The following is a 21,738-nucleotide window of genomic DNA, read 5'->3' as shown; positions in this document are numbered from 1 at the left end:
CACTGAGTCACTGAGTCACTGAGGGAGTTGCTAAGTGGCGGGGCCCTCCGTATCTTACCGAAGAAGAAACGGCGGGCCACGCCGTTTAGCGCCGGTGCCAGTCCGCACCGGCCGCACCCTGCCCGAGGAGCGTCATGTCCGCAGATCCCGTACCCATCGGTTCCGCGCCCGTCCTGGTCACCGGGGCCACCGGGCGGCAGGGCGGCGCCACCGCCCGCGCCCTGCTCGCGGCGGGCGTCCCCGTCCGGGCACTGGTCCGCGACCCGGCGACCGGGCGGGCGAAGGCCGTCGAAGCCCTCGGGGCCGAGCTGGTCACCGGCGACCTCCGCGACCGCGCCTCCGTGACCAGTGCGGCCGAAGGGGCCCGCGCCGTCTTCTCCGTACAGATGCCCGAGATGAGCGGGGACGGCGTCGACTACGAGGGCGAGCTGACCCAGGGCGTCAATCTGGTCGAGGGCGCGAAGGCCGCCGGCGCCCCGCAGTTCGTGCACACCTCGGTCTCCGGTGCCGGGCAGCACACCGGGGCCCCCGGCTGGGCCGAGGGCCGCTGGGCGCCGATGGCGCCGTACTACGCCACCAAGGCCGGGCTCCAGGACCGGGTGCGCGAGGCGGGGTTCGCGCACTGGACGCTCATCAAGCCGGGCTTCTTCATGGACAACTTCCTGCCCTCCATGGCGTTCCTGTTCCCGCGCGGCGTCGAAGGCGGCCTGGTGAGCGTCGTGAAGCCCGGGACCCGTCTGTCGCTCGTCGCGGTCGGCGACATCGGCCGGGCCGCTGCCGCCGCCGTCGCCGAGCCGGAGCGGTTCGACGGGGTCGAGCTGGAGCTGGCGAGCGACCATCTGACGATGACGGAGGTCGCGGCGGTTCTCTCCCGCACTCTCGGCAGGGAGCTGACCGCGCCCGACATGACCGAGGAGGAGGCGATCGCCGCCGGGATGCCGGGAATGGGCGCCGCGCACGAGTTCATGAACGTGGCCGGTCAGCCGGCCCGCCCGGAGTTCGCGCGGGCCCTCGGTATCCCGCTCACCTCTTTCGAGGAGTGGGCGCGGGGGCATCTGCACGCCACCGCGTGACCGATTCACGCCATCCGCGGCCTCTGGACACCCGGACGAACCGCCGGGTAACTTGGACTGAGCAAGCGCTTAATCGAATGTTCGGGCCCGTCGCGAACCGCAGGAGGTTTTCCCGTGCGCCGTACCGTTTACAACGAGGACCACGAGGCGTTCCGGGAGACCATACGCGCTTTCGTCGAAGCCGAGGTCGTTCCCGTGTACGACGAGTGGTACGCGGCGGGGCAGGCGCCCCGCGACTTCTACTACACCCTGGGTGAGCTGGGCATCTTCGGCATCGAGGTGCCCGAGGAGTACGGCGGCGCCGGTGAGGAGTCCTTCAAGTTCCAGGCCGTCATCACCGAGGAGTGCGCCCGGGCCGGGGTCTCCTTCGGAGGGTCGGGCGTGCATGTCGCGCTCTGTCTGCCGTATCTGAAGGCGTACGCCACCGAAGAGCAGAAGAAGCGGTGGCTGCCCGACTTCGTCAGCGGCCGGACGATGTACGCGATCGCCATGACCGAGCCCGGCACCGGCTCGGACCTGGCCGGGATGAAGACGACGGCCAAGCTGTCCGAGGACGGGACGCACTACGTCCTCAACGGCGCGAAGACGTTCATCACCGGCGGCGTCCACGCGGACCGCGTCATCGTCTGCGCGCGGACCGCCGCGCCGACGCCCGAGGACCGGCGGTACGGGATCTCGCTGCTGGTCGTGGACACGAAGGCGGAGGGGTACGCGGTCGGCCGCAAGCTCGACAAGCTGGGCCTGAAGACCTCGGACACCGCCGAGCTGTCCTTCACCGACGTGAAGGTGCCGGTCGGGGATCTGCTCGGCGAGGAGAACAAGGGCTTCTCCTACCTCGGCCAGAATCTGCCGCAGGAGCGTCTGGGCATCGCGGTCGGGGCGTACGCGCAGGCCGCGGCGGCGGTCCGGTTCGCGCAGGCGTACGTGCAGGACCGTACGGTCTTCGGCAAGAGCGTGGCGTCCTTCCAGAACACCAAGTTCGAGCTGGCCGCCTGCAAGGCGGAGGTGGACGCGGCGGAGGCCGTCGTGGACCGTGCGCTGGAGGCGCACGACCTGGGCGAGCTGTCCGCCGCCGAGGCCGCCTCGGCGAAGCTGTTCACCACCGAGGTCGCGCACCGCGTGATCGACAAGTGCCTCCAGCTCCACGGCGGCTACGGCTACATGAACGAGTACCCGATCGCCCGCCTGTACGCGGACAACCGCGTCAACCGGATCTACGGCGGCACCAGCGAGGTCATGAAGATGATCATCGCCAAGTCGATGGGGCTGTAAGCCACACCGATGAACGACGTCCCTGACGCCCCGGGCGCCCCCGGCGCTCCTGACGCCCTGTCCGCGCTGCTCGATCTGCTCGACCTGGAGCGGATCGAGCGGGACATCTTCCGCGGGCGCGGCTCCTCCGCGTCCGCGGTCGTCCCGCGCGTCTTCGGCGGCCAGGTCGCCGCCCAGGCGCTGGTGGCCGCGGGCCGTACGGTCCCCGCCGACCGTACGGCCCACTCCCTGCACGCGTACTTCCTGCGGCCGGGTGACCCCGGCGCGCCGATCGTCTACACCGTCGACCGGATCAGGGACGGGCGCTCCTTCACCACACGGCGGGTCGTCGCCGTCCAGCACGGCCGGCCGGTCTTCCATCTCTCGGCCTCCTTCCAGACGTACGAGGAGGGGCTGGAGCACCAGACGCGGATGCCGCGGGCGCCGGATCCGGAGACGCTGCCGACGGGTGCGGAGCTGCTGCCCCGGTACGCCGACCGGTTCGTCCACCCGGAGGTGGTGGACCGGCTGCTGGAGGCGCGCGCGGCGGTCGATCTGCGCTATGTGGACGCGCCGCCGTACGCCGAGGTGGGAGAGCCGCGCGAGCCGCGCTCCCAGGTGTGGTTCCGTACGACGGGGAAGCTGAGCGACGATCCCCTGCTGCATGTCTGTCTGGCGACCTATGTCTCCGACATGACGCTGCTCGACTCGGTGCTACTGGCCCACGGGCGGGGCGGCTGGACGGTCGGGGACGTGGTGGGGGCGAGCCTGGACCACGCCATGTGGTTCCACCGGCCGTTCCGGGCGGACGAGTGGCTGCTGTACGACCAGCAGTCCCCGTCGTCCTCGGGCGGGCGCGGGCTGGGGCAGGCGCGGATCTTCACCCAGGACGGCAGGCTGGCGATCTCGGTGATCCAGGAGGGCGTGATCCGGGTACCGCGCGACGGAGAGCCGCGCGACTGAGAGCCTGTCGGGTGGCCTTCGATCGGACAGGCTCCGAGCCGGCCGTCCCGCTCCGGGGGCGGCGCCAGCCGTCAGAGCAGCCCCGCCGCGTCGAGCAGATAGGCAGTCATCGGGTCGTAGAAACGCGGGTCGGTGACATGGTCGTCCAGCGGGACCGTGACGCTGAGGGTGCCCTCCGACTCGCCGAGGAAGAGCGCGGGGTCGTTGCAGTCCGCGTACCCCATCGAGTCGAGACCGCGCTGCCCCGCGCACCCCGCCCAGCCGTGGTCGGCGACCACCAGGTCCGGCTGGGGTCTGCCGTCGCGCTCCAGGCCGTCGAGGATCGCCCGCATCGGCTCCGGCGAGTGCGTGTGCCACAGGGTCGCGCCGCGCTCCAGCACGGCGACGTCGGCGAACTGGAAGACCATGCCCTCGTCCGCCGTGAGCCCGGCGGGAATCGTGACGATCTCGCAGCCCGCGGCGCGCAGCGCGTCGGCGGTCTGCCGGTGCACGTCCAGCAGCCCGCCCGGGTGGCCGGTCGCGAAGAGGACGCGCTCCTGGGCGTCGGCGGCCTTGCGCAGCCGCGCGGCCATCCGCTCCAGGGCGTCGACGGTCAGCTCGGGGTCGATGGTGTCCTGGCCGGCGCGGTGCTGCGGGTCGTCGTTCACGCCGCAGCGTTCTGCCATCACGGCGAGCACGTCCTGCTCGTCGGTCCAGCGGTCGCCCAGCTCCAGGCCCAGCCAGTAGTGGCGGTCGCCGTTGGCGAGCTTGCGGTAGTGGCGGAGGTTGTTGTCGCGGGGCGTCGCGACGTTGCCCGCGATGCGCGTACGGACGAGATGGTCGACGAGGGCGGGGCGGCTCGGTATCGGCATGAGCCCATTGTGCCGTCAGGCCCGCTGTGCCGTCAGGCCCGCACGGCGCGCCGGGTGTCCCGCGCCCCGGGAGGGATCGCCCCGGGCGGTCCGGCGGGACCCCGGTGCCGAACGCCCCGCGAGGGGTGGTCCACTGTCCGTACGTCCGTCCCTCTCATCCGGCCCTCTCATCCGGCCCTCTCATCCGGCCCTCAACCCTCAACCGGGAGTCCCCTGTGGCAGCTTCACCCGATATCGGCCGTCCCGTAGAGCCCTTCACGCTGCCGGGCGGCGTGCTCGACGGCGACACCTTCGTACGGCGGGAGTACCGGCTGGAAGAGCGGCGGGGGCATCCGCTGGTGCTCGCCTTCTACCCCGGGGACGACACCACCGTCTGCACCAAGCAGCTCTGCTCGTACTCCAGCGGCCTGGAGACGTTCACGGATCTGGGGGCCGAGGTCTGGGGGGTCAGCCCGCAGGACGTCGACAGCCATGAAACCTTCGCACGTAAGTACGATCTTCGGATTCCGCTGCTCGCCGACACCGACCGGTCGGTCGCGAAGGCGTTCGGGGTGGCCGCGCCCGGGATCGGGGTGCGCCGCTCGGTGTTCCTGATCGCGCCGGACGGCTCGCTGCACTGGAAGCATGTCGCGCTGCTCGGGGTGACTTTCCAGCCCGTGGAGACCCTGGCCAGGGAGCTGTCGGGGCTCAAGGCCGCCTGAACCGGTCCCCTTCGCGTACGTCGCCCTCGTCGCCCAGCGCGGCGAAGGCGCCGTGCGCCAGGCGCCGCAGCAGCGCCTCCGCCCTGGCCCGGCCGGGCGGGCCGCCGCCGTACGGGCCGAGGTGCGGCGTCGAGTTGAGCAGCCCGAAGACGGCGTGCACGGCGCCGCGCGCCTGCGCCTCCGGTACGCGCGGGTACAGCTCCCGTACGACCGTGACCCACAGCTCCACGTACTGCCGCTGGAGCTGACGCACCAGCTTGCGGTCGCTGTCCCTGAGCCGGTCCAGCTCACGGTCGTGGAGGGTGATCAGCGGACGGTCGTCCAGCGCGAAGTCGATATGGCCGTCGATCAGCGAGGCCAGCAGCGCGGCCGGGTCCCGGCCCTCGCCCGCCTCCCCCGCCGCCCCGTCGGCCTCCCGGACCCGCAGCCGCCCGCCGTCCAGCAGCCGGCCGCTGATGCCCACCAGCAGTTCGGCGAGCATGGCGTCCTTGCCCGCGAAATGGCGGTACAGACCCGGTCCGCTGATACCGACGGCCGCCCCTATCTCGTCGACGCCCACGCCGTGGAAGCCACGCTCGGCGAAGAGGCGCGCGGCCTGCTTGAGGATCTGTTCGCGGCGGGTCGGCGCGGCGGTCCGGGTGCTCATGGGAAATCATTCTAGACAGGGTCGTTAGCGATCGTTAACCTGGAGCGTGCGAGGTTAACGCTCATTAACATCTGGGCAGGAACAGGTGGGCGGACGGACGCGGGCCGGAGCAAGGGAGCTACCAGCGATGAAGCAGCCGACGAGGCAGGTGGACGGGCGGGCGGCGGTGCGCGAGGCCGTGCGGCCGGCGGCGCAGCGGGCACCCGTGCTGACCAGCTCCGCCGACCCCGCCTCCGCGGCCTGGAAGGCCAACGAGGTGGCGCACGGCGCGCTGGCCGACGCGCTGCGCGCCCGGCTCGGCGCGGCGCGCCTGGGCGGCGGCGAGAAGGCCCGCGCCCGGCACACCGCGCGCGGGAAGCTGCTGCCGCGCGAGCGGGTGGACGCGCTCCTCGACCCCGGCTCTCCCTTCCTGGAGCTGGCGCCGCTGGCGGCGGAGGGGATGTATGGAGGGGCGGCCCCGGCCGCCGGGGTGATCGCCGGGATCGGCCGGGTCAGCGGCCGTGAGGTGGTGATCGTCGCCAATGACGCCACGGTCAAGGGCGGCACGTACTACCCCATGACGGTGAAGAAGCATCTGCGCGCCCAGGAGGTGGCCCTGGAGAACCGGCTGCCGTGCCTGTATCTCGTCGACTCGGGCGGCGCCTTCCTGCCGCTCCAGGACGAGGTCTTCCCCGACCGGGACCACTTCGGGCGGATCTTCTACAACCAGGCCAGGATGTCGGGCGCCGGCATCCCGCAGATCGCCGCCGTCCTCGGCTCCTGCACGGCGGGCGGGGCGTATGTCCCGGCGATGAGCGACGAGGCGGTGATCGTGCGCGGGCAGGGCACGATCTTCCTGGGCGGACCGCCGCTGGTGAAGGCGGCGACGGGCGAGGTGGTCACGGCCGAGGAGCTGGGCGGCGGCGAGGTCCACTCCCGTACGTCGGGGGTGACCGACCATCTCGCGGAGGACGACGCGCACGCGCTGCGGATCGTGCGCACCATCGTCTCGACGCTGCCCGCGCGCGGGGCGCTCCCCTGGTCGGTGGAGCCGGCCGAGGAGCCCGTGGTGGATCCGGCCGGGCTGTACGGCGCGGTGCCGGTGGATTCCCGGACGCCCTACGACGTGCGCGAGGTGATCGCGCGGGTGGTGGACGGCTCACGGTTCGCGGAGTTCAAGGCCGAGTTCGGTACGACGCTGGTGACGGGGTTCGCGCACATCCACGGTCATCCGGTCGGGATCATCGCCAACAACGGCATCCTCTTCTCGGAGTCCGCCCAGAAGGGGGCGCACTTCATCGAGCTGTGCGACCAGCGCGGCATTCCGCTGCTCTTCCTCCAGAACATCTCCGGCTTCATGGTCGGCCGGGACTACGAGGCGGGCGGGATCGCCAAGCACGGCGCGAAGATGGTGACGGCGGTGGCCTGCGCGCGGGTCCCGAAGCTGACGGTCGTGGTCGGCGGATCGTACGGGGCGGGCAACTACTCGATGTGCGGCCGGGCCTACTCCCCCCGCTTCCTGTGGATGTGGCCCAACGCCAAGATCTCCGTGATGGGCGGTGAGCAGGCCGCCTCCGTTCTCGCGACGGTCAAGCGGGACCAGATCGAGGGGCGCGGCGAGGAGTGGGGCGCCGAGGACGAGGAGGCGTTCAAGGATCCGATCCGCGCGCAGTACGAGACGCAGGGCAACGCCTACTACGCGACGGCGCGCCTCTGGGACGACGGTGTGATCGACCCGCTGGAGACCCGCCAGGTGGTGGGTCTCGCCCTGACCGCGTGTGCCAACGCCCCGCTCAATGAAGCGGGCTTCGGCGTCTTCCGGATGTGAGAGGGCGAGGGTGAGGGTGGGAGCGGCAATGTTCGACACGGTCCTGGTGGCCAATCGCGGCGAGATCGCGGTGCGCGTCATCCGTACGCTGCGCGCCCTCGGCGTGCGCTCGGTCGCGGTGTTCAGCGACGCGGACGCGGACGCCCGTCATGTGCGCGAGGCGGACACGGCGGTACGGATCGGGCCGGCGGCGGCCTCGGAGAGCTATCTCCGCGCCGACCGGCTGCTCGACGCGGCGGCGCGTACAGGGGCGCGGGCGGTCCACCCGGGGTACGGCTTCCTCTCGGAGAACGCGGCGTTCGCGCGGGCCTGCGCGGACGCGGGGCTGGTCTTCATCGGGCCGCCGGCCGCCGCGATCGAGCTGATGGGCGACAAGATCCGGGCGAAGGAGACGGTACGGGCGGCGGGCGTCCCGGTGGTGCCCGGCTCCTCGGGCAGCGGGCTGACGGACGCCCAGCTGACCGAGGCGGCGGCCCTGATCGGAATGCCGGTGCTGCTGAAACCGTCGGCGGGCGGCGGCGGCAAGGGCATGCGGCTGGTGCGCGCGGAGGCGGCGCTCGCCGAGGAGATCGCGGCGGCGCGGCGCGAAGCACGCTCCTCCTTCGGGGACGACACGCTGCTGCTGGAGCGGTGGGTGGACCGGCCGCGCCATATCGAGATCCAGGTCCTCGGCGACACGTACGGGAACGTGGTGCATCTCGGCGAGCGCGAGTGCTCGCTCCAGCGCCGCCACCAGAAGGTGGTGGAGGAGGCGCCGTCCGTGCTGCTGGACGGGGCGACGCGCGCGGCGATGGGCGAGGCGGCGGTCCGCGCGGCTCGCTCGTGCGGCTACACGGGTGCGGGGACGGTCGAGTTCATCGTCCCGGGCGACGACCCGGCGTCGTACTTCTTCATGGAGATGAACACCCGCCTCCAGGTCGAGCATCCGGTCACGGAGCTGATCACCGGCCTCGATCTGGTGGAGTGGCAGCTCCGGGTGGCCGCCGGGGAGGAACTTCCGCTCACCCAGGAGGACATCACCTTCACCGGGCACGCGGTGGAGGCCCGGATCTACGCGGAGACGGTCTCCGTGAAGGAGGGCAGCCGGGGCTTCCTGCCCTCCGGGGGTACGGTGCTGGCGCTGCGCGAGCCCCAGGGCGGTGGCGTACGGACGGACTCGGGCCTGGCGGTCGGCACGGAGGTCGGCAGTACGTACGACCCGATGCTGTCGAAGGTGGTCGCCCACGGCCCGGACCGGGCCACCGCGCTGCGCACCCTGCGGGCGGCCCTCGCGGACACGGTCACGCTCGGGGTCCCGACGAACGCCGGGTTCCTGCGCCGGCTGCTGGCCCATCCGGCGGTGGTCGCGGGCGAGCTGGACACGGGACTGGTGGAGCGCGAGATGGCCGGCCTGGTGCCGGACGGCGTGGCGCCGGAGGTGTACGCGGCGGCGGCGGCCGTCCGCCAGGCGGAGCTGGAGCCCTCCGCGGCGACGGGGCCCGGAGGGGCCGCCGGGTGGGTGGACCCCTTCTCCGTGCCGAGCGGCTGGCGGCTGGGCGGCGCCCCCGCGCCCGTACGGCACGCGCTGCGCATCGCGGGACAGGACCCGGTGACGTACGAGGTGTCGCCCTCGGACGTGTTCCGGGTCGAGCCCGGTCGCGTCACCGTCACCCTAAACGGCGTGACCCACACCTTCCACCGGGCGGGGCGATGGCTCGGCAGGGACGGCGAGAGCTGGCACGTACAGGACTTCGACCCGGTGGAGGCGGCGCTGCGGGGCGCCGGGGCGGCGGGCGGCGTGGACGCGCTGACCGCGCCGATGCCGGGGACGGTCACCGTCGTGAAGGTGGGTGTCGGTGACCCGGTCGTGGCGGGGCAGAGCCTGCTGGTCGTGGAGGCGATGAAGATGGAGCACGTCATCTCCGCCCCGCACGACGGGACGGTCGCCGAACTGGAGGTCACCCCCGGCGCCACGGTCGCCATGGACCAGGTGCTGGCCGTCGTCACCCCGGCCGGGCCGCCCCGGGAGCCGGTCCCCGAGCCGTCCGGCGTAGCGACGTCCGCCGTACCGGCGCCCGGCGCGGAGGCGCCCGGCGTACCCGCATCCGACGCCCAGGCATCCGGCGTACCCGCGTCCGGCGTACAGGAGGAGTCATGACCGACGAGCTGCCCATGGCCGTTCCCGCGCAGGGGCTGCCGCCCCGGGCCCGTATCCACGAGGTGGGCGCGCGGGACGGGCTCCAGAACGAGAAGAACGTCGTACCTACCGAGGTGAAGGCCGAGTTCATCCACCGGCTCGCGCACGCCGGGCTGACCACCATCGAGGCCACCAGCTTCGTCCACCCGGAGTGGGTGCCCCAACTGGCCGACGCCGAGGCGCTCTTCCCGCTGCTGGCGGATCTCCCGGCCGAGGTGGCGCTCCCGGTCCTCGTGCCGAACGGACGCGGCCTGGACCGCGCGCTGGCGCTCGGGGCCCGCCGGGTCGCCGTGTTCGCCAGCGCCACGGAGTCCTTCGCCAAGGCCAATCTGAACCGGACCGTGGACGAATCGCTCGCCATGTTCGCGCCGGTCGTCGCCCGCGCCCGTGAGGAGCGGATGTGGGTGCGCGGCTATCTCTCCATGTGCTTCGGCGACCCGTGGGAGGGGCCCGTCCCGATCCATCAGGTCGTCGCCGTCGCCAAGGCGCTCCGGGACCTGGGGTGCGACGAGCTGAGCCTCGGCGACACCATCGGGGTGGCCACCCCCGGTCATGTCCAGGCCCTGCTGGCCGAGTTGAACGAGGAGGGCGTGGAGACCAGCGCCCTCGCCGTGCACTTCCACGACACCTACGGCCAGGCGCTCGCCAACACCCTCGCCGCGCTCCAGCACGGCGTGACGACGGTGGACGCGTCGGCGGGCGGCCTGGGCGGCTGCCCGTTCGCCAGGAGCGCCACCGGGAATCTCGCCACCGAGGACCTGGTGTGGATGCTCGACGGCCTCGGGGTGGAGACCGGTGTCGACCTCGGCCGGCTCACCGCCACCAGCGTCTGGCTGGCCGGGGAGCTGGGCCGCCCCAGCCCCTCCCGTACCGTCCGCGCGCTGTCCGGCCGGACGGCGTCCGACACGGCCCGGTCCGCCACGGCCCAGTCCCCCAAGGAGTGACCCGATGTCCCTGGACCACCGCCTCTCCACCGAGCACGAAGAACTGCGGCGCACTGTCGAGGAGTTCGCCCGCGAGGTGGTCGCGCCCAAGATCGGCGACTTCTACGAGCGGCACGAGTTCCCGTACGAGATCGTCCGCGAGATGGGGCGGATGGGGCTGTTCGGGCTGCCGTTCCCGGAGGAGTACGGCGGTATGGGCGGCGACTATCTCGCGCTCGGGATCGCGCTGGAGGAACTGGCGCGCGTCGACTCGTCGGTGGCGATCACCCTGGAGGCCGGGGTGTCGCTGGGCGCCATGCCGGTGTACCGGTTCGGCACGGAGGAGCAGAAGCTCGCGTGGCTGCCCCGGCTCTGTTCGGGCGAGATGCTGGGCGCGTTCGGGCTGACCGAGCCCGACTGCGGTTCCGACGCGGGGGGTACGCGCACCACGGCGGTGCGCGACGGCGAGACCTGGGTGATCAACGGCACCAAGTGCTTCATCACCAACTCGGGCACGGACATCACGGGCCTGGTGACCGTCACCGCCGTCACCGGCCGCAAGGCGGACGGACGTCCGGAGATCTCCTCGATCATCGTCCCGTCCGGCACCCCGGGCTTCACCGTCGCCGCCCCGTACTCGAAGGTCGGGTGGAACGCGTCGGACACCCGCGAGCTGTCCTTCTCCGACGTACGGGTCCCGCTGGCGAATCTGCTGGGCGAGGAGGGCCGCGGGTACGCCCAGTTCCTGCGGATCCTGGACGAGGGCCGGGTCGCGATCTCCGCGCTGGCGACGGGGCTCGCCCAGGGGTGTGTGGACGAGTCGGTGGCGTACGCCGGGGAGCGGCACGCGTTCGGCCGGCCGATCGGCGCCAACCAGGCGATCCAGTTCAAGATCGCGGACATGGAGACACGCGCGCACATGGCGCGGATCGGCTGGCGGGACGCGGCCTCGCGGCTGACGCGCGGAGAGCCGTTCAAGAAGGAGGCGGCGATCGCGAAGCTGTACTCGTCGACGGTCGCCGTGGACAACGCCCGTGACGCCACCCAGATCCATGGCGGTTACGGGTTCATGAACGAGTATCCGGTGGCCCGGATGTGGCGCGACTCCAAGATCCTGGAGATCGGCGAGGGGACCAGCGAGGTCCAACGGATGCTCATCGCCCGGGAGCTGGGCCTGCCCGACTAGGGCCGGTCGGCGGGGCCCGCTCGGCGGGGGGCCGGTCGACCGGCCCCTGTTCTTCCGCGTCCGGGTGCCGGACGCACCCTGGGATACTCGGTGAGGTTAGGCTAACCTACCTTCGAATGAGCAACCTGTCCGTGACAGGCCGTACCCAGCGCCCAGGGATGGAGACCGTCATGCCCACAGACTCCGGTCCGGCCAAGGCAACCGAAACCGCGAGGAAGGCCGGCTGACCTCCATGAAGACGGCCGAGACAGCCCCGTTCCGTTTCTTCCCCCTCCAGGTCGTACGGGTGCGGCGCCTCAGCCCGTCCCTGGTCCGCGTCACCTTCGGCGGCCGGAGCGACGGCGATCTCGCCGGCTTCGCCGCCGGGGGCCGCGACCAGAGCCTGTCGCTCTTCCTTCCGCACCCGGGCCAGGCCGCGCCCGTCGTGCCGGTGGAGGAGGGCGAGGGCTGGTGGACGGCCTGGCGCGCGCTGCCCGACGACATACGGGCCGTGATGCGCTCGTACACCCTGCGGGAGCAGCGCCGCGACCCGGACGAGGTCGACATCGACTTCGCGCTCCACCCCGACGGCGGCCCCGCCTGCCGCTGGGCGGGCCGGGCCTCGCCCGGTGACCGGGCGCTGGTGCTGGGCCCCGCCGTGGCGGACAACACGGCGGTGCGGTTCCGGCCGCCTGCCGACTCCGACTCCATACTGATCTGGGCCGACGAGACGGCACTGCCCGCCGCGTCGGCGATCCTGGAGTGGCTGCCCGCGGGCCTGAGGGCCGACGTCTGGATCGATGTGCCGCACGCCGCCGACCGGCAGCCGCTGCCCACCGCCGCCGACGCCAGGATCACCTGGCTGGTACGGGACGAGGGCGCGCCGTCCGCGCTGGAGGCCGTACGCGCCTTCGAGCCGCGCGGGAGCGCCCCGTACGCGTGGATCGCCGGGGAATCGGGCACGGTCAAGGCGCTGCGCCGCCATCTCGTACACGAACGGGGTGTCGACCGGCGCCGGGTGACCTTCGTCGGCTACTGGCGGCTCGGACTGAGCGAGGAGCAACTGCGCGCGGCCGCGGCCGAGTCGGCCGGGAAGGCCGCCGCGTAGCCCCGTACACGTACAGCCCGGCCGTACACGTACAGCCCGGCCGTACGCCCACGTGCCCCCACGCGTACGCGGACAGCGGACACCCGCACAACTCAACGCACCACAGATACACCCTCGTCGCGCCGGCGGCGTGACGAGGACGGTTCGATGCGGGATTGAAGGAAAAAGTTAGGTTAGGCTAACCTAACTAAGCCTATCGGCATCACCCCCGCACCCCCACATCCGGGAGGACCCCAGCATGCGTGCGCACCTGCTCAATGGCGCGACGGCGGACCGCTATCGGCGCTCCGTGACCGAAGGAGTCGAGCGGGTGGCGAACCGACTCGCCACAACGGACAAGCCGTTCAGCGGAATCACCCCCGACGCACTGGGCCCGGTGGTCTCCGCGGTCGACCTGGACCGGCCGCTCGGAGATACCTCGGCCGCGCTCGACGAGCTGGAGAGCGTCTATCTGCGGGACGCCGTCTACTTCCACCATCCGCGCTATCTCGCGCACCTCAACTGCCCGGTCGTCATACCCGCCGTGCTCGGCGAGGCCGTGCTCTCCGCCGTCAACTCGTCCCTGGACACCTGGGACCAGAGCGCCGGCGGCACCCTGATCGAACGTCGGCTCATCGACTGGACCGCGCGGCGCATCGGGCTCGGCGCCGGTGCCGACGGTGTCTTCACCAGCGGCGGCACCCAGTCCAACCTCCAGGCGCTGCTCTTCGCCCGCGAGGAGGCCAAAGCCGACGAGCTGACGAAACTGCGCGTCTTCGCCTCCGAGTGCAGCCACTTCAGCGTGCAGAAGTCGGCCACCCTGCTCGGGCTCGGCCCGAACGCCGTGGTCTCCATCCCCTGCGACCGCGACAAGCGCATGCAGACCGTGGCCCTCGCCGCCGAGCTGGAGCGGTGCCGCGCCGAGGGGCTGACCCCGATGGCCGTCGTCGCGACCGCGGGCACCACCGACTTCGGCTCCATCGACCCGCTGCCCGAGATCGCCGCGCTCTGCGAGCAGTACGACACCTGGATGCACGTCGACGCGGCCTACGGCTGCGGGCTGCTGACCTCCCTCACCCGGCGCCCGCTCCTGACCGGCATCGAGCACGCCGACTCCGTCACCGTCGACTACCACAAGTCCTTCTTCCAGCCGGTGAGTTCGTCGGCCGTGCTGGTACGGGACGGCGCCACCCTGCGCCACGCCACGTACCACGCGGACTATCTGAACCCGCGCCGGACGGTCGAGGAGCGGATCCCCAACCAGGTCGACAAGTCCCTCCAGACCACGCGCCGCTTCGACGCCCTCAAACTGTGGATGACCCTGCGCGTCATGGGCGCCGACGGTATCGGGGAACTCTTCGACGAGGTCTGCGACCTGGCCGCCGAGGGATGGCAGCTCCTCGCCGCCGACCCGCGGTACGACGTCGTCGTGGAGCCCCAGCTCTCCACGCTCGTCTTCCGCTACATCCCCGAGCACATCACCAGCCCCACCGAGATCGACCGCGCCAACCTGCACGCCCGCAAAGCGCTCTTCGCCTCCGGTGAGGCCGTGGTCGCCGGGACGACCGTGGGCGGACGCCAGTACCTGAAGTTCACCCTGCTCAACCCTGAGACCACCGTGCGCGACATCGCCGCCGTCCTCGATCTGATCTCCGGCCACGCCGAGCAGTACCTGGGAGAGAACCTTGTCCACGCTTCCTGAGCGCAGCGCGCCGTACGACTTCGTCGGCATCGGGCTCGGCCCCTTCAACCTGGGACTCGCCTGCCTGACCGAGCCGATCGACGAACTCGACGGCGTCTTCCTGGAGTCGAAACCCGACTTCGAGTGGCACTCGGGGATGTTCCTCGAAGGCGCCCATCTCCAGACGCCGTTCCTGTCGGACCTGGTCACGCTGGCCGACCCGACCTCGCCGTACTCCTTCCTCAACTACCTGAAGGAGTCCGGACGGCTGTACTCGTTCTACATCCGCGAGAACTTCTATCCGCTGCGGACCGAGTACAACGACTACTGCCGCTGGGCCGCCGCCAAACTCTCCAGCGTGCGCTTCAACCGTACGGTGACCTCCGTCTCGTACGAGGAGGAGAGCGAGCTGTACGTGGTCCGCACCGCGGACGAGTCGTACCGTGCCCGGCGGCTGGTGTTCGGCACCGGGACCCCGCCGTACGTCCCGGAGTCCTGCCAGGGGCTCGGCGGTGACTTCCTGCACAACTCCCGCTATCTGCAAGGCAAGGCGGAGCTCCAGAAGAAGGAGTCCATCACCCTGGTCGGCAGCGGGCAGAGCGCGGCGGAGATCTACCACGACCTGCTCTCCGACATCGACACGCACGGCTACCAGCTCAACTGGATCACCCGGTCGCCGCGCTTCTTCCCGCTCGAATACACCAAACTGACGCTGGAGATGACCTCCCCGGAGTACATCGACTACTTCCACGCGCTGCCGGAGGCCACCCGCTACCGGCTGGAGTCGGGGCAGAAGGGGCTGTTCAAGGGCATCGACTCGGATCTCATCAACGAGATCTTCGATCTGCTCTACCAGAAGAACCTCAAGGGCCCGGTGCGGACCCGGCTGCTCGCCAACACCGCGCTGACCTCGGCGTCGTACGAGCAAACAGCCGGGGATGGTACGTACACGCTCGGGCTGCGCCAGGAGGAGCAGGAGCGGGACTTCTCGCTCGCCACCCAGGGCCTGGTCCTCGCCACCGGCTACCGGTACGTCGCCCCCGCCTTCCTGGAGCCGGTCGCGGACCGGATCAGGCTGGACGGCCACGGCCGGTACGACGTCGCCCGCAACTACAGCATCGACACGACCGGGCGCGGGATCTTCCTCCAGAACGCCGCCGTGCACACCCACAGCATCACCTCGCCCGACCTGGGCATGGGCCCGTACCGCAACGCGTACATCATCGGCGAGCTGCTGGGGCGGGAGTACTACCCGGTCGAGAAGGCCATCGCCTTCCAGGAGTTCGCCGCACCGGAAGGCACCGTCCGATGACCGGGCGCACAGCGGAGCCGGAGATCCTGTTCTCCCGTACGGACGAGCGGCTGGGCCTCTTCGAGGTACGCGCCGTCGACCCGTTCGCCGACATCGAACTGCTGCACGGCTGGGTCACGCACCCCAAAGCGGCCTTCTGGCTGATGCAGGGCGCCACGCTGCCGGACGTGGAGCGCGAGTACCTGGGCATCGCCGCCGCCACGAACCACGACGCGTTCATCGGGCTGCACAACGGTGTCCCCGCCTTCCTGATCGAGCGGTACGACCCGGCCGAGGTGGAGCTGAAGGGCCTGTACGAGGCCGAGACCGGCGACATCGGGATGCACTTCCTGGTCGCCCCGGTCGACGGCGCCCGGCGGCTGCACGGCTTCACCCGCGCCGTGATCACGACGGTGATGGCGCTGCTCTTCGACGACCCGTCCGTGGCGCGCGTGGTCGTCGAGCCCGACGTACGCAACACCGCCGTACACGCCCTCAACGAGGCGGTCGGCTTCCGGATCGAGAAAAAACTGGAGAAGCCGGAGAAGGGCGCCTATCTGAGCTTCTGCACGCGCGGGATGTTCCACGCGGCGCTCGCCGCACAGACCGCGCACGCCGCACAGACCGCAGGGACCGGACGACCCGAGCGGACCGAGCAGACCGAGCAGACCGAGCAGACCGCAGAGACCGAGCAGACCGCCCCGGCCGAGCAGACCGCTCACGCAGCACAAGGAGTCACCCGATGAAAGCCACGGACAGCGTCGCCCACCTCACCCCGGAGCTCTGGGAGCAGGCCGGCCGGCTGCTCATCCGCAAAGCCCTCGCCGAGTTCTCCCACGAGCGCATCCTGTCCCCCGAATCCCTCGGCGGGGACCGCTACCGGGTACGGAGCGACGACGAGGCGACCGAGTACCGCTTCACCGCGCGCCGGTTCGCCCTCGACCACTGGCAGATATCCGCCGACTCCGTACGGCGCCACCGCGGCGACGCCGAACTGCCGCTGGACGCGCTCGACTTCTTCATCGAGCTGCGCGAGACGCTGGGGCTCTCCGCCGCGATCCTGCCGGTCTACCTGGAGGAGATCTCCTCCACCCTCGCGGGCACGGCGTACAAACTCACCAAGAAGCCGGTGAGCTCGGCGGAGCTGGCCACCGCCGGGTTCCAGGAGATCGAGACGGGGATGACCGAGGGCCACCCCTGCTTCGTCGCCAACAACGGCCGGCTCGGCTTCGGCGTGGACGAGTACCGCGCGTACGCCCCCGAGGCCGCGACCCCGATCCGGCTCGTCTGGCTCGCCGCCCGCCGCGACCGGGCCACCTTCACCGCGGGCGCCGGACTCGACTACTCCTCCCTGATACGCGAGGAGCTGTCCGCCGGGACGCTGGAGCGGTTCGACGGGATCCTGCGCGACCAGGGGCTCGACCCGGACGGCTACTTCCTGATCCCCGTGCACCCCTGGCAGTGGTGGAACAAACTCTCCGTCACCTTCGCCGCCGAGCTGGGCCGGCGCCATCTCGTCTGCCTCGGGGAGGGCGAGGACGACTACCTGGCCCAGCAGTCGATCCGTACCTTCTTCAACACGACCGATCCGGCCAAGCACTACGTCAAGACCGCGCTCTCCGTCCTCAACATGGGCTTCATGCGCGGCCTGTCCGCCGCCTACATGGAGGCCACGCCCGCGATCAACGACTGGCTCGCCGGTCTGATCGAGAGCGACGCCACCCTGCGCGCGGCCCGCTTCTCGATCATCCGGGAGCGCGCGGCGATCGGCTACCACCACCGGCAGTACGAGGCCGCCACCGCCAAGGGCTCCCCGTATCTGAAAATGCTGGCCGCGCTCTGGCGCGAGAGCCCCGTGCCCTCGCTCCGGGGCGGGGAGCGGCTCGCCACGATGGCGTCCCTCCTCCACACCGACCGGGACGGCTCGTCCTTCGCGGGCGCGCTGATCGCGGCGTCGGGGCTGGCGCCGGCCGACTGGCTGCGCCGCTATCTGGACGCGTACCTGGTGCCGGTGCTGCACTCCTTCTACGCGTACGACCTGGTGTTCATGCCGCACGGCGAGAACGTCATCCTGGTCATCGAGGACGGAGTCGTCCAGCGGGCGGTCTTCAAGGACATCGCCGAGGAGATCGCGGTGATGGACCCGGACGCGGTGCTGCCGCCGGCGGTCGAGCGGATCCGCGCGGACGTGCCCGAGGACATGAAAGTCCTGTCGATCTTCACCGATGTCTTCGACTGCTTCCTCCGCTTCCTGAGCGCGGACCTCGTCTCGGACGGCACACTGCCCGACGAGGACACGTTCTGGCGTACGGTCGCCGAGTGCGTCCGGGGGTACCAGGAGTCGCTGCCGCAACTGGCCGACAGGTTCCGCCAGTACGACCTGTTCGACGAGGAGTTCGCGCTCTCCTGCCTCAACCGGCTCCAGCTCCGCAACAACGAGCAGATGGTCGACATCGCGGACCCGGCGGGCGCGCTCCAGCTCGTCGGCACCCTGACCAACCCGCTGGCCCGGTTCGCGAGATAGCGGCAGGAGAAACCGGGACCGGCCCATGCGGGCGCCGGAGGTTTGGCAGAGCCTCCGGCGCCCGTTTCCGTCTCGCCCGGGCTCCATGCCTGATGGAAGAATCCCGGCATGGCGGAAATCATCCAGAAGGACGGCACCTGGACCTTCGACGGGAACACGGTCCGTATCGTGCCCGGCAAGGACAAGGGCGTGAGCCTGCTCCGCAGGACGCTCGGCGAGATCGCGATGCCGCTGGAGGCGCTGGCGGGGATCTCCTTCGAGGAGGGGCGCAAGTCCGGACGGCTGCGGCTGCGGCTGCGGGACGGCGCCGATCCGCTGCTGCGGATCACCGGCGGCCGGCTGGACGACGGCTCCGAACCGTACCGGCTCAGCGTCGAGAAGGACCGTTTCGGCGTGGCCGAGTACCTGGTGGACGAGGTACGCCAGGCGCTGCTGCTGGACCAGGTGGACCCCGGCCCCGTCGACCGCTATCTGCTGCCCGGCCCCGCCCTGCCGATCACGGTGGGCGCGGGTGACGCGACGGTCTCCTTCGACGGGCGGCGGATCCGGCTGGAGTGGAACTGGAAGACCGAGGAGTCCAAGTCCTCCGGCGGCCCCCGTACGCTCGACCTCGACGACGTGGCGGCGGTGGAGTGGCTGCCGAGCGCCGGTCTGGAGAACGGCTACCTGCGGTTCGTGATGACGGGAAGCACCTCGGCCGCATCGGCCGCCCCGAAGTACGACCCGCACGCGGTGGACCTGTACGGGTTCCGGAAGGACCCGCTGATGGCGCTGGTGGGCGCGGCGGTGCTGGCCCGGCTGCCGCACCCGCTCGCGGCGCCGTCCCCTGCTCCGGCGCCGTCCCCGGTCGGGGAGGGATCGGGCGCCGGGCCGGTGGAGGCCTCCGTCACAGCCGCCGAGGCGGCCGGGGCCGGGGGTGGCGGCGGCGACGATCATGACGCGCTGCTGCGCCGGCTGCGGGAGCTGGGCGAGCTGCATCAGTCGGGGATACTCACCGCCGAGGAGTTCGCCACCGCCAAGCGGGCCGTCCTCGGACGCCTCTGAGGAGACGGCCGGAGCGCCCCCGCTCCCCCGGCTTCCCTCTGAGTCCTTCCCTCATTCAGCTCTCACTTTCGATGGATCCTGCCCGATTCCGGGCAGGAATGTTGCAAACACCCACGCGCGCCCGCAATATCGACGAGTGCTCGAACGCCGCCCGTCGTACGACGACCTCATCGACCATCTCGTGCGCAGCACCGCGCTCCAGCGCGGTGAGGCCGCCCGGGTGGTGCTCGACGTCCTGGCGTACTTCGACGAGACGACCGAGGAGTTCGTACGGCGCCGCCACCGGGAACTGCAGTCCGGCGGGGCCGCCAACGCCGAGATCTTCGAGCGGATCGCGGCCGAGCTGCCGCACCGCGCGGTGGCGCCCCCGGAGCTGTCGCTCCGGCAGCTGCGCCGCATCGTCTACGGCTGACACCGTGGCTGACACCTGCCACCGTGTCCGGGCACACACCGTGAGAACTTCAGGAGGGGCAGAGACCGTATGTGCGGAATCGTCGGATACATCGGCAAGCGTGATGTGGCACCACTGCTGCTGGAGGGCCTGCAGCGACTGGAGTACCGGGGATACGACTCCGCCGGCATCGTGATCACCGGCAAGCCGGCCGCGGGCAAGGCCGCCACGCTGAAGATGGTCAAGGCCAAGGGCCGCGTCCGTGAGCTGGAGTCCCGGGTCCCCAAGCGCTTCGCGGGCACCAGCGGGATCGCGCACACCCGGTGGGCCACGCACGGCGCCCCGAGCGACGAGAACGCGCATCCGCACATGGACGCCGAGGGCAAGGTCGCCCTCGTCCACAACGGCATCATCGACAACGCCTCCGAGCTGCGCGTGAAGCTGGAGGCGGACGGTGTCGTCTTCCTCTCGGAGACCGACACCGAGGTGGTCACCCATCTGGTCGCCCGCTCCCAGGCGGACACCCTGGAGGAGAAGGTCCGCCAGGCGCTCCAGCTCGTCGAGGGCACGTACGGCATCGCCGTCATGCACGCCGACTTCCCGGACCGGATCGTCGTGGCCCGCAACGGCTCCCCTGTGGTGCTGGGCATCGGCGAGAAGGAGATGTTCGTCGCCTCCGACGTGGCCGCGCTGGTCTCGCACACCCGCCAGGTCGTGACGCTGGACGACGGCGAGATGGCCACCCTCAAGGCCGACGACTTCCGTACGTACACCACCGAGGGTTCGTCCACCTCCGCCACGCCGACCACGGTGGAGTGGGAGGCCGAGTCGTACGACATGGGCGGCCACGACACGTACATGCACAAGGAGATCTCGGAGCAGGCCGACGCCGTGGACCGCGTGCTGCGCGGCCGGATCGACGACCGGTTCTCCACCGTGCACCTCGGTGGGCTGAACCTGGACGCCCGCGAGGCGCGCGGGGTCCGCCGGATCAAGATCCTCGGCTGTGGCACCTCGTACCACGCGGGCCTGATCGGGGCGCAGCTCATCGAGGAGCTGGCCCGGATCCCCGCCGACGCCGAGCCGGCCTCCGAGTTCCGCTACCGCAACCCGGTCGTGGACCCCGACACGCTGTACGTGGCGGTGTCGCAGTCCGGTGAGACGTACGACGTGCTGGCGGCGGTGCAGGAGCTGAAGCGCAAGGGCGCCCGGGTGCTGGGCGTGGTCAATGTCGTGGGTTCCGCGATCGCCCGGGAGACGGACGGCGGGGTGTACGTGCACGCCGGGCCCGAGGTCTGTGTGGTCTCCACCAAGTGCTTCACCAACACGGTGGTCTCGTTCGCGCTGCTGGCGCTGCACCTGGGCCGGATCCGCGACCTGTCCGTGGCGGACGGCAAGCGGATCATCGCGGGGCTGCGCCGGCTGCCCGAGCAGATCGCGGAGATCCTGGCGACCGAGAACGAGATCGAGAAGCTGGCCGCGGAGTACGCGGGGGCCGCCTCGATGATGTTCATCGGGCGGGTACGGGGCTACCCGGTGGCGCTGGAGGCGTCGCTGAAGCTGAAGGAGATCTCGTACATCCACGCCGAGGCGTACCCGGCGTCCGAGCTGAAGCACGGTCCGCTCGCGCTGATCGAGCCGGCGCTGCCGACGGTGGCGATCGTCCCGGACGACGATCTGCTGGAGAAGAACAGGGCGGCGCTGGAGGAGATCAAGGCGCGCAGCGGCCCGATTCTGGCGGTGGCGCACCAGGAGCAGGAGAAGGCCGACCACACCATCGTGGTGCCGAAGAACGAGACGGAGCTGGACCCGATCCTGATGGGCATCCCGCTCCAGTTGCTGGCGTACCACACGGCGCTGGCGCTGGGCCGGGACATCGACAAGCCGCGCAACCTCGCGAAGTCGGTCACGGTCGAGTAGCGGGCGGGCGGCGGCAAGGGGTGTGGGCGGCGTCCGGCGGCGGTGAGAGCGGTGAGAGCGCCCCCAGCGCGTGCCACCCGTCACACTGAGGGCGCTCTCCGAAGGGGCCGGTGCTTGCCCGGGCACCGGCCCGCGGCCACGGCGACCGTCGCGGGCCCGGTTGGCCCCCGCTCTAGACGAGTCATTCCGAAGTCCCGTCTGCGGGGAGGTGCCATGCACGCACATCCGCGGCGTTGACGGCGAT

General features: G+C 71.2%; 17 protein-coding genes and 1 pseudogene. 16 read left to right on the top strand and 2 right to left on the bottom strand.

The window, feature by feature from the left end:
* Positions 1-134: 134 nt before the first annotated feature.
* The 3 genes from ACIQ7D_RS09640 (at position 135) to tesB (ending at position 3,287) form a co-directional block, all read left to right on the top strand.
* The gene (locus ACIQ7D_RS09640) at positions 135-1,073 is read left to right on the top strand and encodes an NmrA family NAD(P)-binding protein (protein WP_403935564.1); all 939 of its coding nucleotides are present in this window, start codon (positions 135-137) and stop codon (positions 1,071-1,073) included.
* Between the two features lie 114 nt (positions 1,074-1,187).
* A complete protein-coding gene (locus tag ACIQ7D_RS09635) occupies positions 1,188-2,345 on the top strand; it encodes an acyl-CoA dehydrogenase family protein (protein WP_403935562.1) in 1,158 nt (385 codons plus the stop codon).
* A gap of 9 nt (positions 2,346-2,354) precedes the next feature.
* Complete coding sequence (tesB, locus tag ACIQ7D_RS09630) at positions 2,355-3,287, top strand: acyl-CoA thioesterase II (RefSeq protein WP_403935560.1); 933 nt, start codon at positions 2,355-2,357, stop codon at positions 3,285-3,287.
* Between the two features lie 71 nt (positions 3,288-3,358).
* Here tesB and ACIQ7D_RS09625 read toward each other — a convergent pair whose 3' ends face one another.
* Complete coding sequence (locus ACIQ7D_RS09625; RefSeq protein WP_403935558.1) at positions 3,359-4,138, bottom strand: phosphatase; 780 nt, start codon at positions 4,136-4,138, stop codon at positions 3,359-3,361.
* 215 nt (positions 4,139-4,353) lie between these two features.
* Between ACIQ7D_RS09625 and ACIQ7D_RS09620 the strand changes: the two genes are divergently transcribed.
* Entirely contained in the window at positions 4,354-4,839 is a 486-nt protein-coding gene (locus ACIQ7D_RS09620; RefSeq protein WP_403935556.1) for a peroxiredoxin, read from the top strand.
* On the opposite strand, the gene ACIQ7D_RS09615 is transcribed toward ACIQ7D_RS09620, so the two are convergent.
* The gene (locus ACIQ7D_RS09615; RefSeq protein ID WP_403935554.1) at positions 4,826-5,485 is read right to left on the bottom strand and encodes a TetR/AcrR family transcriptional regulator; all 660 of its coding nucleotides are present in this window, start codon (positions 5,483-5,485) and stop codon (positions 4,826-4,828) included. The two genes, ACIQ7D_RS09620 and ACIQ7D_RS09615, sit on opposite strands and share 14 nt — an antisense overlap.
* A gap of 205 nt (positions 5,486-5,690) precedes the next feature.
* Here ACIQ7D_RS09615 and ACIQ7D_RS09610 point away from each other — a divergent pair, with 205 nt between their 5' ends.
* From ACIQ7D_RS09610 to glmS, 12 genes and pseudogenes are all read left to right on the top strand, one after another.
* Positions 5,691-7,292, top strand: a complete 1,602-nt coding sequence (locus ACIQ7D_RS09610) for a carboxyl transferase domain-containing protein (RefSeq protein WP_403936078.1) — start codon at positions 5,691-5,693, stop codon at positions 7,290-7,292.
* Positions 7,293-7,320: 28 nt separating this feature from the next.
* Positions 7,321-9,429 carry a biotin carboxylase N-terminal domain-containing protein gene (locus ACIQ7D_RS09605; protein ID WP_403935552.1) on the top strand — a complete coding sequence of 703 codons (2,109 nt, stop codon included), beginning with the start codon at positions 7,321-7,323 and terminating at the stop codon, positions 9,427-9,429.
* A complete protein-coding gene (locus tag ACIQ7D_RS09600) occupies positions 9,426-10,412 on the top strand; it encodes a hydroxymethylglutaryl-CoA lyase (RefSeq protein WP_403935550.1) in 987 nt (328 codons plus the stop codon). The genes ACIQ7D_RS09605 and ACIQ7D_RS09600 overlap by 4 nt, the downstream gene beginning before the upstream one ends.
* 4 nt (positions 10,413-10,416) lie before the next feature.
* On the top strand, positions 10,417-11,577 hold the full coding sequence (locus ACIQ7D_RS09595; RefSeq protein WP_403935548.1) for an acyl-CoA dehydrogenase family protein: 1,161 nt from the start codon (positions 10,417-10,419) through the stop codon (positions 11,575-11,577).
* A 232-nt stretch (positions 11,578-11,809) separates the two neighbouring features.
* Positions 11,810-12,664, top strand: a complete 855-nt coding sequence (locus ACIQ7D_RS09590) for a siderophore-interacting protein (protein WP_403935546.1) — start codon at positions 11,810-11,812, stop codon at positions 12,662-12,664.
* A 238-nt stretch (positions 12,665-12,902) separates the two neighbouring features.
* Positions 12,903-14,345 (top strand): pyridoxal phosphate-dependent decarboxylase family protein, encoded by a 1,443-nt coding sequence (locus ACIQ7D_RS09585; RefSeq protein WP_403935544.1) that lies wholly within the window; start codon positions 12,903-12,905, stop codon positions 14,343-14,345.
* Positions 14,329-15,636: a lysine N(6)-hydroxylase/L-ornithine N(5)-oxygenase family protein gene (locus ACIQ7D_RS09580; RefSeq protein ID WP_403935542.1), complete on the top strand. Its 1,308-nt coding sequence runs from the start codon at positions 14,329-14,331 to the stop codon at positions 15,634-15,636. The genes ACIQ7D_RS09585 and ACIQ7D_RS09580 overlap by 17 nt, the downstream gene beginning before the upstream one ends.
* A pseudogene (locus tag ACIQ7D_RS09575) lies at positions 15,633-16,208 on the top strand (GNAT family N-acetyltransferase); the annotation flags it as partial. The gene ACIQ7D_RS09580 and the pseudogene ACIQ7D_RS09575, both read left to right, overlap by 4 nt.
* A 149-nt stretch (positions 16,209-16,357) precedes the next feature.
* Positions 16,358-18,139, top strand: coding sequence for an IucA/IucC family protein (locus ACIQ7D_RS09570; protein WP_403935540.1), 1,782 nt, complete (start codon positions 16,358-16,360; stop codon positions 18,137-18,139).
* Positions 18,140-18,247: 108 nt separating this feature from the next.
* Positions 18,248-19,183 carry a DUF4429 domain-containing protein gene (locus tag ACIQ7D_RS09565; RefSeq protein ID WP_403935538.1) on the top strand — a complete coding sequence of 312 codons (936 nt, stop codon included), beginning with the start codon at positions 18,248-18,250 and terminating at the stop codon, positions 19,181-19,183.
* Between the two features lie 136 nt (positions 19,184-19,319).
* Positions 19,320-19,595, top strand: coding sequence for a hypothetical protein (locus tag ACIQ7D_RS09560; protein WP_329826955.1), 276 nt, complete (start codon positions 19,320-19,322; stop codon positions 19,593-19,595).
* A 69-nt stretch (positions 19,596-19,664) separates the two neighbouring features.
* The gene (glmS, locus tag ACIQ7D_RS09555) at positions 19,665-21,494 is read left to right on the top strand and encodes a glutamine--fructose-6-phosphate transaminase (isomerizing) (protein ID WP_403935536.1); all 1,830 of its coding nucleotides are present in this window, start codon (positions 19,665-19,667) and stop codon (positions 21,492-21,494) included.
* Positions 21,495-21,738 lie beyond the last annotated feature (244 nt).

The organism is Streptomyces sp. NPDC096310 (assembly GCF_044763125.1).
Taxonomy (GTDB): Bacteria; Actinomycetota; Actinomycetes; order Streptomycetales; family Streptomycetaceae; genus Streptomyces.
Note: the sequence above shows the minus strand (reverse complement) of the source record. Positions and strands in the feature narration are given on the sequence as shown.

Coding starts and splice junctions, on each gene's coding strand:
- ACIQ7D_RS09600 (WP_403935550.1), top strand. CDS start 9,426: ATGACCGACGAGCTGCCCATGGCCGTTCCCGCGCAGGGGCTGCCGCCC.
- glmS (WP_403935536.1), top strand. CDS start 19,665: ATGTGCGGAATCGTCGGATACATCGGCAAGCGTGATGTGGCACCACTG.
- ACIQ7D_RS09595 (WP_403935548.1), top strand. CDS start 10,417: ATGTCCCTGGACCACCGCCTCTCCACCGAGCACGAAGAACTGCGGCGC.
- ACIQ7D_RS09615 (WP_403935554.1), bottom strand. CDS start 5,485: ATGAGCACCCGGACCGCCGCGCCGACCCGCCGCGAACAGATCCTCAAG.
- ACIQ7D_RS09640 (WP_403935564.1), top strand. CDS start 135: ATGTCCGCAGATCCCGTACCCATCGGTTCCGCGCCCGTCCTGGTCACC.
- tesB (WP_403935560.1), top strand. CDS start 2,355: ATGAACGACGTCCCTGACGCCCCGGGCGCCCCCGGCGCTCCTGACGCC.
- ACIQ7D_RS09570 (WP_403935540.1), top strand. CDS start 16,358: ATGAAAGCCACGGACAGCGTCGCCCACCTCACCCCGGAGCTCTGGGAG.
- ACIQ7D_RS09625 (WP_403935558.1), bottom strand. CDS start 4,138: ATGCCGATACCGAGCCGCCCCGCCCTCGTCGACCATCTCGTCCGTACG.
- ACIQ7D_RS09605 (WP_403935552.1), top strand. CDS start 7,321: ATGTTCGACACGGTCCTGGTGGCCAATCGCGGCGAGATCGCGGTGCGC.
- ACIQ7D_RS09590 (WP_403935546.1), top strand. CDS start 11,810: ATGAAGACGGCCGAGACAGCCCCGTTCCGTTTCTTCCCCCTCCAGGTC.
- ACIQ7D_RS09585 (WP_403935544.1), top strand. CDS start 12,903: ATGCGTGCGCACCTGCTCAATGGCGCGACGGCGGACCGCTATCGGCGC.
- ACIQ7D_RS09565 (WP_403935538.1), top strand. CDS start 18,248: ATGGCGGAAATCATCCAGAAGGACGGCACCTGGACCTTCGACGGGAAC.